Origin of the sequence: Brenneria salicis ATCC 15712 = DSM 30166, from assembly GCF_003315515.1 — a bacterium.
In the GTDB taxonomy this organism is placed as follows: domain Bacteria; phylum Pseudomonadota; class Gammaproteobacteria; order Enterobacterales; family Enterobacteriaceae; genus Brenneria; species Brenneria salicis.
Genome location: NZ_QNRY01000015.1, coordinates 1 through 17,156, shown reverse-complemented (window position 1 = coordinate 17,156; position 17,156 = coordinate 1). Strand labels below are relative to the sequence as shown.

The following is a 17,156-nucleotide window of genomic DNA, read 5'->3' as shown; positions in this document are numbered from 1 at the left end:
TTAATTAAATAGATTTAAGATAAAAATCATTTACTGATTACATCAAAGAACTTTATGAATCTGGATGTGATTAATGTATGGATTTATATAAGAAATCGTTAAAAATCAGTTAGGAGTTTTTTGTATGCTGTCTGAAACATTAACCCAGGACTTGGCGCGTTTTGAACAGGAGCTCATGGCATTGGCGGAGGATCTTCAACTTGATTTAACGTCATTTCATGCCGATCACCTCTCTCTGCGCTGTCATCAGCATAGCACGGCGGAACGCTGGAAAACCGAACTGTCGGGTAACGGCACACTGCTATCCGAGAAGATGATTAATGGCCGCGTTATCTGTCTTTTCATATTAGACGCGGTCATCAAAATCGGCCCTTGGGAAATTGATTGTATTGAATTACCCTGGCCGGGTAAGCAATATTACTCCCATGAAGGGTGGGAGCATATAGAGCTGGTATTACCGGGCGATGCAACAACATTGCATCAACGGGCGTTGGCTTGTTTATCTGATGAAGCATTACGCGCGCCAGGGATAAAGCTTAAATTCAGTTCGCCGCAAGGTGAGAATGAGTGGCTTCCCAATCCAACGTTGGCGGTTAGCAGGGGAAAAGTCACCATCAAATTTCATCCTCATGATATTCGCGATATTGTCGGCAGCGAAAATGGCGAATAGGCAATAAAGAATGGTTGCAGGTCGTTTAGATCATAACGAACTGAAGCGGATACATTAACGAAATTGTGGTTTATGTCATATTTATTTTGCCGGGCATCACATTCGTTGTGACATTTGTCTACTCATGAAACTAACCTGAATGTCATAGTTATCTATTCCCTTTAAGGAAATATATTTGATGTTCATTGGTTTGAAATGGAGGTGGCTATGACAAAACTGGAGGTATGTTGTTACAGCGTCGAGTGCGCGATAACGGCGGCGCAATCTGGCGCGGATCGTATTGAGCTTTGCGCGGGACAACGAGAGGGCGGATTAACGCCCGGATACGGCATGTTGCGTCTTGCCCGTGACCAGGTAACGATTCCCGTTCATCCGATTGTGCGGCCCCGCGGCGGTGATTTCTGTTATAGCGAAACAGAATTTGCAACGATCAAATATGAGGTGGAACAAATCAAGGCGATGGGATTTCCGGGGCTGGTGGTGGGGATGCTGGACCCCGAAGGTCACATTGATTTGCCCCGAATGAAGCAAATCATGTCGCTGGCGCAAGGTATGTCGGTGACATTTCATCGTGCTTTCGATATGTGTCTCAACCCGCATCTGGCTTTAGAGCAACTAACGGATTTGGGCGTATCCCGCATCCTGACGTCGGGGCAGCAGCAGACGGCGGAAAATGGATTGCTGTTATTACGTGAACTAACTCAGGCTAGTCGTGGTCCAATCATTATGGCTGGTTCCGGTGTTCGTCTCACCAACCTGCAAAAGTTCCAGCAAAGCGGCATTCAGGAGTTGCACAGTTCAGCCGGACAGTGGACGACATCCGCGATGCGCTACCGAAAAATCGGCGTTTCCATGTGTGGAGATAATACCGATATGGATGAGTTCAGTCGGTATAGCGTGGATGCTGACGTGGTAGCCGCCATGAAGCGGGCGTTGAGCCCGGATCGTGAAACCTCATCCGTTTCGTGATGTTTGTCTGTAAGTTAGCGTCAGCGAGACTGACAATGTCTGTCTCGTGATCACTCATTTATCCCTTGCCGCGCAGCATGCCATTCGGTGTGCTTGCGAGTACCAGGCCCCGGCGTGTTGCCGGGGCTTTTTTTCTTTTCTCCACCCGCCTCAGCATAAAGACGGCAAAATTTCACCAAGGTTCCTGAGAATAGCGACGCTGAGACGTTTATTGCCTGCGCGATAACTAAGGTTTACGGGCAACCAATACTGCGCGCAGCGGGGCCGGGTAGCCTTCCACCGTCTTGGTTTGATCGTTGGGATCAAGAAAATCCGCCAGTGATTCGGTGATCATCCAATCAGTGCAGCGCTGTTCCTGCGTGGTGGTGGCACAGACATCCACCACCCGCACATCGGTGAAGCCGCATTTTTCCAGCCAGTTAGTCAGGGCCGCAGCGGAAGGAATGAAATAGACGTTGCGCATCTGCGCATAACGTTCTCCGGGCACCAGCACCTGATGCTCATCACCTTCAACCACCAGCGTTTCCAGTACTAATTCACCGCCCGATGTCAGTTGATTTTTCAACTGCCACAGATGGTCGAGCGGTGAACGGCGGTGATAGAGCACGCCCATCGAGAGCACGGTATCAAATGCGGCCAGTTCAGGTAATTGCTCAATGCCAAGCGGCAATACGTGAGCGCGTTGATCCTCGCCAAGCAGCTTGCGAACCGCTTCAAACTGACACAAAAATAACTGCATGGGATCGATGCCGATCGCCATGCGTGCGCCTTCTCCCACCATGCGCCACAGGTGATAACCGCTGCCGCAACCGACATCAAGGATTAGACGATCTTTTAACGGACTGATGTGTGGCAACACGCGCGTCCATTTCCAGTCAGAGCGCCATTCGGTGTTGATATCTACGCCATAAAGAGAAAACGGGCCTTTGCGCCAGGGCATCAGATTACGTAACAGCATTTCGATGCCTTCACGCTGCCCGGTGGAAATATCGGGTTCCATGCGGGCGGTGACGCTGTGCGTCAGATCCAGCGAAGTTGGTGTTAATGCGGGAAGATGCTCAAGTGTGTTAAACCACAGCTTGAATTTCCCATGCAGCGACTCTTGCTGCCAGCGGCTCAATTGCGGCGGCATCGTATTCAGCCAGTGACTTAACGGTCCTTTGGCGATTTGCTGATAAAAATTGCCGAAATCGATCATGCTGACTTCCCTGTTTTAACGGCCAATAAAGAACCGAAATTAAAGCATTGGAACCAGACTTCACGATGCTCGAAACCGGCCAGTTTTAAACGTTCTTTATGGGTTTCCACTGAATCTGTCAGCATCACATTTTCCAGCATGCTGCGTTTCTGACTGATTTCTAATTCGCTGTAACCGTTTGCCCGTTTGAAATCAAGATGCATGTTGAACAGCAACTCGCCGATTTCGGCATCGGAAAAACTGAATTTTTCCGACAGCACCAACACGCCGCCGGGATTGAGCCCCTGATAGATGCGGTTCAACAGCAATTGCCGGTTGGCGTTTTCCAGAAACTGGAGTGTAAAGTTCAGCACTACCATCGAGGCGTTTTCTATGTCGATATCCAGAATATCGGACTCAATGATGTCCACCGGCGTAGCGGAACGGAAAGCGTCAATGTGGTTGCGGCAACGCCTGATCATCGCCGGCGAGTTATCGACCGCGATAATTTTGCATCCCGGCACGCGAATGTTTCGTCTCATCGACAGCGTGGCCGCACCCAAAGCGCAACCCAGATCGTAAACCTGACTTTCAGGCTGAACAAAGCGTTCGGCAAGCATGCCAATCATGGAGATAATGTTGGAATAGCCGGGAACAGAACGCTGAATCATGTCGGGAAACACCTCGGCGACCCGTTCATCGAAGGTCCAGTCGCCCAGATTGGCAATAGGGGCGGAAAAAAGCATATCGCGGTTTGGCATGACGGAAATAGGACTGAGCAAATAATCGAAGAGCGGTATTCTAGCAGAATGAGACAATAAAGCATGCGCTGTTGTCCCGGCAATGCGAAAGGTCATGACGGTGCGAGGCAAATGGCCCGCACAAAACGGATGAGGGAGGGCGGTTTCATCCGTAGCGCTGAGTGATTTACTGGTGAGTCGCGGATTAGTACAAGGTAAAAATCAGTTCCCAGGGTAAATAATAGAGATTGATCAACGTCATCAATACCAGCGACACATAGGTGGCCATCATGCCCGCCCGCCGCCAGCGGAATTCACGATGACGCAAGCCGTGATAGTGAAATAAACGCCCGACAATCAGCAATAGCCCGCAGACATGAACCATCGCCACCATCGCGCCATTCATTTCCATCAGAACCAACAAGATAGCGCCAATGGGAATGTATTCCACGGCATTACCATGCACGCGAATGGCCGTTTGAAGTTCATAAAAACCGCCATCACCATAGGCTACGCGGTACTGCATTCTGAGTTTTACGACATCAAGAGACAGCTTTACCAACAACAATGCGCCAAGCACTACGTAGATCGCGCTTACCATTTTTCACTCCATAACCTAACCGAAAACGGTTTGCCGAATAATAGCTTTCCCTGAGAGAACTGTCGCCTGCCAAGCCAATTATTTTTATCTGAATTATATGACACGTATCCGACCATAGATAAATAGCATGGCCGGCTACGGAGGCGACAGGCGAAAACGACATGTTTAAAACAGCGAAGCCTGCTGGGGCCAGCCAGGTATCGGGGGGACGGCAGGCAGGACGTCAGCCAACAAGGGCCAGAGTTGCTGGGCCAGTCGGGGCGCGTTGCCGATATCGGGGGTATGAATAAATAAAAATGGTTGTGCGGATTGCCACTGCGGTAGCTTATTCAGCCACGATTGGAACCAATGCCGATTCTCCTGGGCATTCTCACTGCCAATAAAGCGAATGATCGGTTGCACCGCGGTTAACACGGCATGTACCGGCAGACGGGGCTTTTTGCGCTGGGCCTCACGCATGGCAAGGCTGTCAGGCGCCGCATGGTGGACCGGGCGGCTATCAAGAATGACGCGATTGACGCCGCGCTGTTGCAAACCCTGATTCAGGCGGCGCTCCTCATCGCCTTTGGCGAAAAACAGCGGATGCCTGACCTCCACCGCGTAGCAGAAGTTCTGCGGCAAGTTATCGAGAAACTGCCACAGTACAGGCAGTTGCGGCGGGCTGAACCCGGCAGGCAGTTGGATCCACAGTTGTCCGATGCGCTCGGCCAAAGGTTCCAGAGACTGATAGAAACTCAGCACGTCGTTATCACAATGCTGTAACGCCGCCTGATGGCTGATGCTGGAGGGAAATTTAAAGCAGAAGCGAAAATCATCGTGCGTCATATCACGCCAACGCAACACCACTTCGCGGGAAGGCAGGGCATAGAATGTGGTATTGCCTTCCACACAGTTAAAATAGCGGGCGTAATCAGCCAGATCGTACAGTCCTAAACGGCTCCAGGCCGCATGCTGCCACTGCGGTAAACCGACAAATAACATAATCCTCGATCTTCTTCGCTAAAATTGCATGACTCGTTTTATATACCAAGAATGTATCAGGAGCTATTGGTGAAATTAAGGTGTATACTGAATATCCATACAGTCATAAGGTAAAAAAATGTATATTTTGAATGTCCTTCGGATGTTCAGTAACGGATCAGTTAAAATAGCTTGTCCCATATGCGCTCATGTCACTGAGCAAAACAGAAACCGACTGCGTGAAAACATCACGATTATTTGTCCTAAATGTGGTTTGTATTTCCTGCCGAGAGATAAATAAAAAATATCGCTCCTGATTCATTTTCCATCGGTCACCGTACAGGCTTAATCCCCTCCAACACAGGAATATTCCTATGACAGAAGAAGAACTGAAAGTATTTTTGTTTACACAGACTTGTGTGATTCTTTCCGGCGTACTGGCGGCAAGGGAAGGGCAACCGTTGATTATTCAGCAGCGATTTAGCAAAGTTTATGAATTGCTGGCGGAAGAATACGAAAAATTACGCGAATGAAAATATTTTTATTTCATCCTGCCCGGAACAAATGTACACATGAATAAAAAGGATTTTTCTTTCCATTAAAAAAATTACCGGGCGTAAATTGTAAATGTCATTCGGAAGTAATTTTATTTCATTAAAATATCACGCGGTAGATAACAGACTGATAATTAGAGATAAGCATGATGATTAACCGCTGCAAAGTATTTTTTAACTATGCTCATCCCCGCTACTGGTTATTATGGTTTGGTCTGGAATTGTTGTTTCTGTTGGTTCAATTACCTTATCCCGCACTGGTCAGATTTGGCGGTTGGCTGGGACGCCAATCGATGCGTTTTTTAACGCGCCGCGCGGCGATTGCCCGACGCAATCTAACCCTTTGCTTTCCTGATATCACTCCCCGGCAACTCGAAATTAAATTAACCGATAATTTTTCCTCTCTGGGCATCGCATTGCTGGAGACGGGTATGGCATGGTTCTGGTCCGATCGACGCATCAAGAAGTGGTTTGATATCGTGGGGTTGGCGCATCTGCACGCAGCAGAAAATAAACGCAACGGCGTTATCGTTATTGGTATGCATTTCATGACGCTGGAATTACATTTTCGTATTTTGGGTCATTGTAAACCGATGATCGTTATGTATCGGCCTCATAACAATAAAGTCATGGAACTGGTGCAAAAATGGGGACGTTCAAGATCGGGAAATATCCTGGTTGACCGAAAAAAATTGGTCTTGATGGTTCATGCATTAAAAAATGGCGGGGTGGTGTGGTTTGCTCCCGATCAGGATCCGGGGATAAAGGGCAGCGTATTTGTCCCCTTTTTGGGGGTGGATCGTGCCGCCACCAGTAATGGGACATTTATTATCGTTAAGCATGCCAGACCTGAATTAGTGACAGCGGTGGTGATCCGCAAACCCGGCGTACAGGGCTATCAATTGATCATTTCTTCTGTATTGGAAAATTATCCCTATGATGACAGCCTGTCGGCGGCGGATTATCTGAATAAAACGATTGAAGATGAAATTATGCGCGCGCCAGAGCAATATCTTTGGTTACATCGGCGTTTTAAAACCCGGCCTCAAGGTGATCCCCCGCTGTATACCTAATTCATTATTTTTCAATACTGTTTATTGTGCGTTCCGATTTCTCCGGTTTTGTTGCCTGTTTCTGTTTCGAGCCAATGTTTAATGGCCTGACATTTATCAACTATACTCATTTTCTGCCACGCTGATCTCGGTTGTCGTTTTTTCACGGCCTGAGCAAATTGAACACGTATTTCCTGTATCAAGTGCCGACAATCCTGCGCCAATAAGGTTTGCCAGCTTTTGGACGTTACCTTCAAAGTGGCCTTGCGTATTTCTACGTTGAGGCTGAAAGGCGATTATGAAAATATTTTTCCGCGCATTTCCCTTCTTACGTCAAGATGAAGCGTCACCCTGGAATGATATTCGACCTGTCAGAGGTGATCTGTTTGGCATGGAGCGCCTGGAGCAGCATGGTCGCACTCTGGCCGCTGCCCAGCCCGTCACGTTATCTCCTCCGCATGTTACCTCGTTACACCATCGCTTAAATAACAATGCGAAAGTGTTGCTGGCCGCTTACCGCGCCAGCGCCCACGAATTGGAGGAAGGCGGTAACGTTGTACCTGCTGCCGAGTGGTTATTGGATAACTATCATCTGGTTGCGGCGCAAATTCGTGAAATTCGTGAAGATTTGCCTCCACGTTATTACCGACAATTGCCTAAATTGTCGCAGGGGCCTTTTACCGGTTATCCGCGGGTATTTGGCCTGGTGTGGGCGTTCATCGCCCATACTGACAGCCATGTCGATCCTGAAGCCTTACGCCGCTTCATTATGGCCTATCAGGAAGTTCAGCCTTTGACGATAGGTGAACTCTGGGCGGTCGCCATCACTCTGCGTATCGTATTGATAGAAAATCTGCGACGTCTGGCCGATCAAATGACCGTGGGTAGAAAGGAGCGCGCCAAGGCCGAGCGGTTGGCGAATAACCTGTTGCGCACGGGCGATATACGCGCTGATGCGGCGAGCTATCCCCTTGCTTCCGATATCCTTGCGTCTTATAACGATGCGCCGTTGTCTGAGACGTTTGCCGCTCAACTGAGTAAGCGATTACGCGATCATGATCCCAGAACCACACCCGCGTTGGGCTGGCTTGAACAGCGGCTTAAACAGCAGGGAAGCTCAATGGAAGACGTGGTGCAACATGCGCAACAGCGTCTGGGCGTCTCTAACGTCACGGTGCGCAATATTATTACCAGCATGCGATTGATTTCTGATATCGACTGGGCGACATTTTTTGAAAGTGTCAGCCTGGTGGATGCGCGTTTACGCGCTGGCAGCGAGTTTGCGGCGATGGATTTTTCCACCCGTAATTTATATCGTAGCGCGATTGAGCAACTCGCCCGGCAAGCGCCATGCACTGAGCTTGATATTACGGAACAAGCGTTGCTGTTGGCGCAGCAAGTGCCGGTTTCCCCGTTATCTGATGATCCGGGCGAACGTAAGCGTGAGCCCGGCTACTATCTGATCGCGGAAGGTCGGCCGCAACTTGAAGCCGCGATTGGTTTTCGTCCCGCGTTTTTACTGCGATTTAATCGATTTACCCTGCGTGTTGGAATGGCAGGCTACATCGCGATGATCGGATTTTTTACCGCACTCCTGCTGGCAGGCGCCGGGATCATTCTGTCCGCATCCTCCGTTTCGAACGGTTGGCTGTTATTGATTGGTGTTATCAGCATCATTCCCTTTTCTGAAGTCGCCACGGCGTGGGTCAACCGGCTTATCACCTGGCTATTTGGCGCAGCGCCTCTGCCTGGGCTGGCGTTGTTGCATGGCGTGCCGAGGCATTGCCGGACGCTGGTGGTGGTGCCAACCCTGTTGACCAGCGAACAGGACATGCTGCAACAGGTGGAACAATTGGAGGTGCATTATCTCTCCAGTGGAGAAGGGGATATGACCTTTGCCCTGTTGACCGACGGCGTGGATGCCGAAACGGAAATCCTGGCCGGCGATCAACACCTGTTAACGCAGGCATTGCTGGCGCTACAACAACTTAATGAGCGTTATGGGGCAGGACCTGCCAGTGAGCGATTTCTGTTGTTGCACCGCAGAAGATTGTTCAATCCCAGTGAAAAAGTATGGATGGGGTGGGAGCGTAAACGGGGAAAACTGCATGAGCTTAACCGGTTGTTACGCGGCGCGACGGATACCAGTTTTACGCCGATAAATGATCATCCCATCCAGGTGCCTGCCGATGTTCGCTACGTGATTACGCTGGATGCCGATACCCGTTTACCGCGCGATACCGCCCTGAAGTTGGTGGGTAAAATGGCTCACCCGCTTAACCAGCCTCGCTGGGATAGCGTTGGTGAGAATATAGTGGCCGGTTACGCCATTCTGCAACCCCGGATTACCCCTTCTCTGCCGGCGGGACATGAAACGTCGCTCTATCAGCGTATTTTCTCCGCACCGGGGGGCATCAACCCTTACGAAGCCGCCGTGTCCGATGTTTATCAGGATTTGTTCGGCGAAGGTTCCTATACCGGAAAAGGCATCTATGATGTTGACGCGTTCGAGCGTGCGCTTCAAGGGCGTATTCCTGAAAACAGACTGCTCAGTCACGACCTGTTTGAAGGCGTTTATGCGCGCGCGGGGCTGGCTTCCGATGTTGAACTGGTGGAAACCTTTCCTTCGCGCTATGACGTCATCGTAAAACGGCAACATCGCTGGACGCGCGGCGACTGGCAACTTCTGCCCTGGATTTTGGGGCTGGTGCGCACGGCGTCAGGTGAAAAAGTACGTTTACCCGCGGTTGGCCGCTGGAAAATGATCGACAATTTGCGGCGTGCGTTGTTCGCGCCCACGCTGTTATTGATGCTGATATGTTGTGCCGCGTTGCCGCTAAGCGCGGCATGGAAAGGCATGGTGATCGTACTGCTGATACTGGCGTTTCCCGCCTGTCTGCCCGCCGTGTGGGATGCCGCGTCACGTGGGCTGCGCGGCTTGACCCGACAACAACCGCTTAGTCAGAGCCAACCTTTTCGTCATTTGCTCAGCGACCTCAAACTGGCGTTGTTCCAGGTTGTCCTCACCTTATCCTTTTTGGCCGATCAAAGTTGGCGCGCCATTGATGCGTTCGTTCGCACGTTGGCGCGGTTAACGGTTACCCGGCGGCATCTGCTGGAATGGACCACGGCGGCCCAGTCTGGTAGCCGCCCGCGTCTGACATTGACGGGGTTTTACCGTCAGATGATCGGTGGGGTGGCGCTGGGGGGCGCGGTTGTGGGATGGGCATTGCTGGCGTCGCCGCAGAACTGGCCGCTATGGTTGCCGTTGGGCGTGTTGTGGTTGACCGCCCCGGCGCTGGCGCTGTGGGTGAGCGGCGGGCGCACGATGACTCGTCAGGAAAATATTGATGATGCGGATAAACAAACATTACGCTTAATCGCCCGTCGTACCTGGCGTTTTTTCACCACCTTTGTCACGCAACAAGAGCATCACCTGCCGCCGGATAACTTCCAGGAGCAACCACGACCGGTAGTGGCGCACCGTACTTCGCCGACGAATATCGGTCTGTATTTGATCTCTACCGTGGCGGCGCGGGATTTCGGCTGGATAAGTCTAACTGAGATGCTCGACCGGCTCAGCGCGACATTGACCACGATGGAACGACTACCGCGCTTTAAAGGCCATTTTTTTAATTGGTATGATACACAGGATCTGCAAACCCTGCATCCGGCTTATGTTTCCTCGGTTGATAGCGGCAACCTGGCGGGTAATTTGATTGTCCTGGCAAATGCTTGCGAGTTATGGCTGGAAGAAAAGCGTTTACAAAATTGGCGGGAACCGCTGGCCGATCACCTGCTACTGATTCGTGAATCGCTGTTGTCGCATAAAGAAACGCGGGGCGAAACCGCGCTATTCAGGCCGTTGGCGAAAATCGGCATGTCGCTGAATCGTCATCTGTCGGCGGAGCGCTTGTTGCCGGAAGCAATTTTGCAACTTGAACAATTGCGGCGGCAGGCCGATAAGTTATTGCCGCCCGCGGATGATGGGAGCGTGGCGGAGCCATTTTTCTGGATTGATGCAACCCACACGATGCTTGTAGCGCATGAACGTGAGCGGCAATATTCCGCCGCTGAAAACGCATCCCTGATTGAACGGCTGCAAGTACTGGCGTTGCGTGCGCGGAAGATGGCGATGGAAATGGATTTTGCCTTTCTTATCGATCCGGAACGCAAACTGTTGTCGATCGGCTATTTAATGTCAGAAAACCAACTTGATGTCAGTTGTTACGATCTGCTGGCCTCTGAAGCCCGGCTAGCCAGCCTGTTTGCCATTGCGAAAGGCGATGTCAGTTCCCGCCACTGGTTTCGGCTGGGGCGTTCAGCGGTTCGCACCGGTAAAGGGGCCGCGCTAATGTCCTGGTCAGGATCGATGTTTGAGTATTTGATGCCGTCGCTGGTGATGCGCGCGCCGATGGGGAGCGTGCTGGAACAAACCACGCGTGCGATCGTCGCGCAACAACAGGCATATGGTCGGGCGTTATCCGTGCCGTGGGGTATTTCAGAATCAGCTTATAATGCGCGAGATATTGATTTTACCTATCAATACTCAAACTTTGGTGTGCCGGGTTTGGGGTTGAAACGCGGGCTGGCGGATAATCTGGTGGTGGCGCCTTATGCCACCGGTTTAGCTACGATGGTTGACCCGGTGGCCGCCTGTCGAAATTATGCGCGTTTAGCGACGCTGGGCGCGTCAGGACGCTACGGTTTCTATGAAGCGCTGGATTTCACGCCTTCCCGTCTGCCGGATAATGAAAAATTCGCTATCGTTTACAGTTTTATGGCGCACCATCAGGGAATGACGTTGGTTGCTATCGCCAACACGTTGCATAACGGCAATATGCGCCGCCGCTTCCACCGCGAACCCGTTATCCAGTCATGTGAGCTTTTGTTGCAGGAAAGCCTGCCGGTACATGTCGCGCTTGCCGAACCGCAGGTGGAAGAGGTGAAAGTTGGCGGCGGTGAAAGGCGTAATGAAACGGCGATGTTGCGCCGCTTCTCCTCCTCGCCCACTGGCGCGCCAATCACCCATTTGCTGTCGAATGGCCGCTATGCGGTGATGCTAACCACCACCGGTTCCGGCTATAGCCACTGGCGCGAATTAGCGATTACGCGTTGGCGGGAGGACAGCACCCAGGATGCATGGGGCAGTTTTGTGCTGCTGCGTGATATGCGCAGCAATCGAATCTGGTCTGCGGGCGAGCAACGCCAGTTAAGTGAGTCGGCAGGCAATTTGCCGGTTTCATCCGGCATGATCAGCAGCATCGGCGCACCGGCACATCGTTATGAAGTGGTTTTTGGCGAAGATCACGCGTCTTACATTCGTCATGAACGTTCGCTGACCACCACGCTTGATGTGCTGGTATCAGGAGAAAGCGATGGCGAAGTTCGTCGGGTAACCTTGACGAATAGCGGACGGCGGCGGCGTGATATCGAACTGACTTCCTATGCGGAAATCGTGTTGGCCCCACCCAGCGCCGACATCGCGCATACGGCGTTTTCCCGCCTGTTTGTGCAAACGGAATATCTGGCGGAGTTCTCCGCTCTGATTGCGACCCGACGCCCTCGTTCACCGGGTGAACCCCCAGTCTGGGCGGCCCATTTCGCCGTGTTGGAAGGGGCGGTCGGCAGCAAAATGCAGTATGAATCAGACCGGGCCCGGTTTATTGGCAAAGGGCAGTCGGTTATGACGGCGGATGCCATTGTCGGGCATCAGGCGTTATCCAATACCACCGGCACCGTGCTCGATCCCATTTTTTCACTACGCCAGCAGGTGCGCATTCCCGCCGGTAAAACAGTGCGGGTGGCATTTTGGACCGTGGTCGCCGCATCGCGCGAGGCACTGATTGATGTGATTGATAAACATCACGATCGCAGCGCCTATGAGCGAGACAAAACCTTTGCCTGGACGCAAGCTCAGGTGCAATTGCGCCATCTGGGGGTGAAATCAGAAGAAGCCGCGGACTTTCAGCGTTTGGCGGCGCCCATCATTTATACCGACCCGCGTTTTCGTGCGCCGTCGGCGTCTATCGTGGATGGCGCGGGCAAGCAATCCGGGCTGTGGTCAATGTCGATTTCCGGCGATCTGCCGATTGTATTGCTGCGCATTGATGATATCGATGATATGGCGCAGGTGCATCAGTTACTGAGAGCCCACGAATACTGGCGTATGAAGTTACTGAATGTGGATTTGGTTATCGTCAATGAGCGTTCGTCGTCTTATATTCAGGATTTGCAGATAGCCATTGAAACCGCCATCCGCAGCAGTCAATCAAGGCCGCGTTTGGGCGGCGCGTCAACGCGCGGCGAGGTATTTGCGCTGCGCGCTGATTTAATGTCGACGGAATCAAGGGCGTTGTTGCTGTCAATCGCACGGGTATCGCTGATTGCCCGCCGAGGCCCTATTTCCTATCAGTTGGAATTGGTTCCGCATGCGCCGCGCGAGATCCAATCGGAAAACGCCGCGCCATCAAAGGGACTGCCTGGTCAGACGCCATATCCAGAGGAACTGGCGTTTTTTAACGGTATTGGCGGATTTGATCGGCAAGGGCGGGAATATGTCACCGTACTAGATGCGCAACATACCACGCCAGCGCCGTGGATTAATGTTATCGCCAATCCAACGTTTGGGTTTCAGGTTTCCGCGCAGGGAAGCGGTTACACCTGGGCGGAAAATAGCCGTGAAAACCAACTGACGCCCTGGGGGAATGATGCGGTGATTGATCCCGGCGGCGAGGCGTTTTATATCCATGACGATATGAGCGGCGTGTTATGGACGCCGACAGCGTGGCCCGTTAATGACGGCGGATGTTATGTTGCGCGTCATGGTTTCGGTTATAGCCGTTTTACTCACCAGGCCAATGATATTGAGTCCGAATTACTGCAATATGTTCCGCTGGCTGACCCGATAAAAATCTCCCGTTTGCGGTTGCGCAATACCTCAACGCAGGCGCGGCAACTGACGATCACGGCTTATGCGGAATGGGTGTTGGGCGCTTCGCGCAGCGCCAGCGCGCCTTATCTGTTAAGTCATGTGGATGCGCAAACCGGGGCCATATTGGTACGGAATCCCTGGTCGGGCGGTTTCCCCGGACGGATCGGTTTCGCAGATTTGTCGGGCGCGCAGTCATCGTTCACCGCAGACAGAACGGAGTTTCTGGGGCGAAACGGGCACATGCGGGCGCCGGCGGCGTTGGTGAAACATCGCCGGTTAACCGGAAATACCGCGGCGGGAGGGGATCCCTGTGGCGCGCTACAGACCACGGTCAGCATCGCGCCAGGAGAGCAGGTCGAGGTCGTCTGGTTTATCGGTCAGGAAGCCTCGGTTGAACAGGTCGGCGATCTGATTGGGAAATATCGTCAGTGCGATCTGGATCAGGTTCTGCGCGACGTTGAAGCACACTGGGAAACCGTGACGGGGGCGATCAGGGTGAAAACGCCCGATAGCGCGATGGATATCATGCTTAATGGGTGGCTGTTGTATCAAACCCTGACTTGTCGTATTCAGGCCCGTTGCGGATTTTATCAGGCAAGCGGCGCTTATGGTTTTCGCGACCAGCTTCAGGACGGCATGGCCTTAACCTTTTCGCAACCTGAGGCGACGCGGCAACATTTATTACGCGCCGCGGGCCGACAATTCGCCGAGGGAGATGTGCAGCATTGGTGGCTGCCGCATTCCGGCGCCGGGGTGAGAACACACATCTCTGATGATCGGGTGTGGCTGGCGTTCGCGACCGCCACCTATGTGCAGGTGAGTCAGGATTATGACGTGCTTAACGAACAGGTCGGTTTTCTCGAAGGCCCGCCGGTCGCCGCGGGAGAGCATGATGCGTTCTTCCAACCGATGCAATCCGCCCAAACCGCCACGCTATTTGAACATTGCGCTCGCGGTCTGGATCAATGCCTGCAATTGACGGGGGAGCATGGTTTACCGCTTATCGGGGGAGGGGACTGGAACGACGGCATGAATCGTGTCGGTGAGGGTGGAAAAGGCGAGAGCGTCTGGCTTGGCTGGTTGCTGATTCATACCATAGCGTGCTTTGCGCCATTGGCTGAGCAGTATGATGCCGTGCGTGCGGCGCGCTGGCGGCAGCATGCCGAATCCGTCAGGGCGGCTATTGAAGCCTCGGCATGGGATGGCGCCTGGTATCGTCGGGCGACGTTTGATGACGGCACCTGGCTGGGCAGCAGCAGTAATGATGAATGCGTCATTGATTCCATCGCGCAATCCTGGGCGGTGCTCTCCGGGGCTGCGGATAGTGAACGGGCAGCGACGGCCATGATATCGCTGGAAAAATATCTTCTTCGTTGGGATGACGGGTTGGCGCTGTTGTTTACGCCGCCTTTTGATCGCACTGCGCACGATCCCGGTTATATCAAAGGCTATCCGCCGGGATTACGTGAAAATGGTGGTCAATACACCCATGCGTCGATGTGGTCGGTGCTCGCTTTTACCCAATTGGGCGACGGGAATAAGGCGGCTGAACTGTTTGCCTTGCTCAACCCGATTAATCATGGTTCGACAGCGGAGCAGGTGGCCCGCTACCGCGTTGAACCTTATGTCATTGCCGCCGATGTGTATTCCGTCGCGCCGCATAGCGGACGCGGCGGCTGGACCTGGTATACCGGTTCGGCTGGGTGGATGTACCGCGCCGGCGTTGAAGGGATACTGGGGATCCGTCGTGAAGGCAACCTGCTGGTGCTGAGTCCCTGTATCCCTGATGACTGGCCCGGTTTTGAGGCGCGGGTAACTCTGGGGGATTGCCGCTATCTCATCAGTGTGACGAATGATCATCACCGTTGTCAGGGAATAATTCAGGTCATGCTGGATGAGGTGGAAATGCCGCTTAATGGCGAACAAAAACAGATTAAGATTGAATTAATGAAAGGGGAGCACCATCTTCAACTCAGGTTGTAAAAGAGGGTAATGATTGAGCTTCATGTTGAGTGTGCGTGTAGACGAGCACTCAACATAGACTCTTAAAATTATAGGATTTCATCCGCCCACTGCGTCGCCTGCATTATCATATGGAAAAAATCGGTTTCATTGATTCCAAGGCAACCCAGATAGCCACTCAGGTGTACCCATTCCTGTTGTTCATATTCATAAGCCACGGTCAGATAGACAGCGAACTCACCGATATTATGCAACAACGCTTGATTTATCTTATCGGATAACGTTATCTCAGAGAGTAATAAAGGCATTGGATAATCCAGCACCGCATCCAACAGTGATAATAATCCACACAGGAACGCTTCGGTCGCATCACCTTCATCTTCAAGTTTGAGGTGTAATAATTCCAGCAATCGGGCGCGGATTAAACTGATGCGATAAAGCTCGCTGGGTTTTTTCGCATTGCAGTTCGTGATACTCACCAGAGAAACAAAACGTTTAAGCTCCTTTTGTCCCAGCAATATCGCAATGGCGCGAAAAGACATGGCAGAGGCGGTGATACCGAAACGAGTATGATATTTAATGTTGGTGACATAGCGCATTAATTTATAATATAGCGATAAATCAGCACAGATTAATTCTTCAATTCTTGCATAGTTCAGTTCGGGCTGATTGATTTCTTTCAACAGGTTGATGGTGCTATTTGAGTTGTTAATCAATCTTTTAGATTTCATCACCTCCTGCACACTGAAAAAATAGCCTTGAAACAATGAGATACCTATCTTTTTGCTCTGAATGTATTGCTCATGTTTTTCTACTTTTTCAGCAAGATAGGTCAGGTTATGGTGCCTGGTTTTATTGATGAAGCTTTCAATTTCATCGAATGTCGATTGATTTAAATCAAACTTGATGATGTCAACATAAGGCAGAAATTTGTTCCATTCGGAGCTCATCGTAAAATCATCAAGTGCGAATATGAATCCTTTCTTTTTCATTTTCTTTATTGCCCGGAGTAATTCATTATCGGGCGTGGCATTTTCCAGGATCTCAATAACCACCTTATCGGGAGGCAATACTTCCGCTTGACCGCTTATCAACATTTCATAGGGAAAATTGACGTAACAAAGTTTTTCGCCGACCAGTTTAGTCAACGGGCTGGTTAAAAACTGGTCGGCTATCAGTTGGGAGGTGGCGAATTCAGCACTGACATCCGGGAATTTATTGGTGATATCAATGCGAAAAAAAAGCTCATAGGCAACGGTTTGCAGACGCTGGTTTAATATGGGTTGGCGGGCAACAAAGGAATACATAATCAGGCTCCATGTATCATATTCACATTAGCCACTCCTGTGAATCTTGGTGATGACGCGTTAGCTTTCATTGTGTAATCGTGCAGGGAAAATTCGTAAATCCTAATTCTAAATAACTGCGCCTAATAGTAGATCACTGAAGGGAACTCAATCCGGTTTGAGCGATCTGATCAATCGCCAAATCAAAACAAATCACCAACCGGACTGAGTTATGCCGATCATAGCATTCA

The 17,156-nt window shown here is 51.5% G+C and carries 11 protein-coding genes; 6 read left to right on the top strand and 5 right to left on the bottom strand.

All coding sequences use genetic code 11. The annotated features are described in order from the left end of the window. Positions 1-124: 124 nt before the first annotated feature. Positions 125-670: a VOC family protein gene (locus tag DES54_RS08520; RefSeq protein WP_113866432.1), complete on the top strand. Its 546-nt coding sequence runs from the start codon at positions 125-127 to the stop codon at positions 668-670. Between the two features lie 207 nt (positions 671-877). Continuing rightward, positions 878-1,639, top strand: coding sequence for a copper homeostasis protein CutC (gene cutC, locus DES54_RS08515; protein ID WP_113866528.1), 762 nt, complete (start codon positions 878-880; stop codon positions 1,637-1,639). 226 nt (positions 1,640-1,865) lie between these two features. Here cutC and cmoB read toward each other — a convergent pair whose 3' ends face one another. The 4 genes from cmoB to DES54_RS08495 form a co-directional block, all read right to left on the bottom strand. Next, entirely contained in the window at positions 1,866-2,837 is a 972-nt protein-coding gene (gene cmoB, locus DES54_RS08510; protein ID WP_113866430.1) for a tRNA 5-methoxyuridine(34)/uridine 5-oxyacetic acid(34) synthase CmoB, read from the bottom strand. Continuing rightward, complete coding sequence (gene cmoA / locus DES54_RS08505) at positions 2,834-3,577, bottom strand: carboxy-S-adenosyl-L-methionine synthase CmoA (RefSeq protein WP_113866428.1); 744 nt, start codon at positions 3,575-3,577, stop codon at positions 2,834-2,836. Before cmoA ends, cmoB begins: the two co-directional genes overlap by 4 nt. Positions 3,578-3,761: 184 nt before the next feature. Further along, positions 3,762-4,157 carry an MAPEG family protein gene (locus DES54_RS08500; RefSeq protein ID WP_113866426.1) on the bottom strand — a complete coding sequence of 132 codons (396 nt, stop codon included), beginning with the start codon at positions 4,155-4,157 and terminating at the stop codon, positions 3,762-3,764. Positions 4,158-4,322: 165 nt separating this feature from the next. After that, on the bottom strand, positions 4,323-5,138 hold the full coding sequence (locus DES54_RS08495; RefSeq protein ID WP_113866424.1) for a DUF72 domain-containing protein: 816 nt from the start codon (positions 5,136-5,138) through the stop codon (positions 4,323-4,325). 118 nt (positions 5,139-5,256) lie between these two features. Here DES54_RS08495 and DES54_RS19260 point away from each other — a divergent pair, with 118 nt between their 5' ends. The 4 genes from DES54_RS19260 (at position 5,257) to DES54_RS08485 (ending at position 15,640) form a co-directional block, all read left to right on the top strand. Further along, complete coding sequence (locus tag DES54_RS19260; RefSeq protein ID WP_369126806.1) at positions 5,257-5,418, top strand: YnfU family zinc-binding protein; 162 nt, start codon at positions 5,257-5,259, stop codon at positions 5,416-5,418. A gap of 73 nt (positions 5,419-5,491) precedes the next feature. Beyond that, entirely contained in the window at positions 5,492-5,650 is a 159-nt protein-coding gene (locus DES54_RS18575) for a hypothetical protein (RefSeq protein WP_169050448.1), read from the top strand. 170 nt (positions 5,651-5,820) lie between these two features. Then, positions 5,821-6,744, top strand: a complete 924-nt coding sequence (gene lpxL / locus DES54_RS08490) for an LpxL/LpxP family Kdo(2)-lipid IV(A) lauroyl/palmitoleoyl acyltransferase (protein WP_113866422.1) — start codon at positions 5,821-5,823, stop codon at positions 6,742-6,744. Between the two features lie 277 nt (positions 6,745-7,021). Next, positions 7,022-15,640 carry a glycoside hydrolase family 94 protein gene (locus tag DES54_RS08485; protein ID WP_113866420.1) on the top strand — a complete coding sequence of 2,873 codons (8,619 nt, stop codon included), beginning with the start codon at positions 7,022-7,024 and terminating at the stop codon, positions 15,638-15,640. A 68-nt stretch (positions 15,641-15,708) separates the two neighbouring features. Here the strand turns inward: DES54_RS08485 and DES54_RS08480 are convergent, their stop codons facing one another. Further along, entirely contained in the window at positions 15,709-16,767 is a 1,059-nt protein-coding gene (locus tag DES54_RS08480) for an EAL and HDOD domain-containing protein (RefSeq protein ID WP_240634977.1), read from the bottom strand. Positions 16,768-17,156 lie beyond the last annotated feature (389 nt).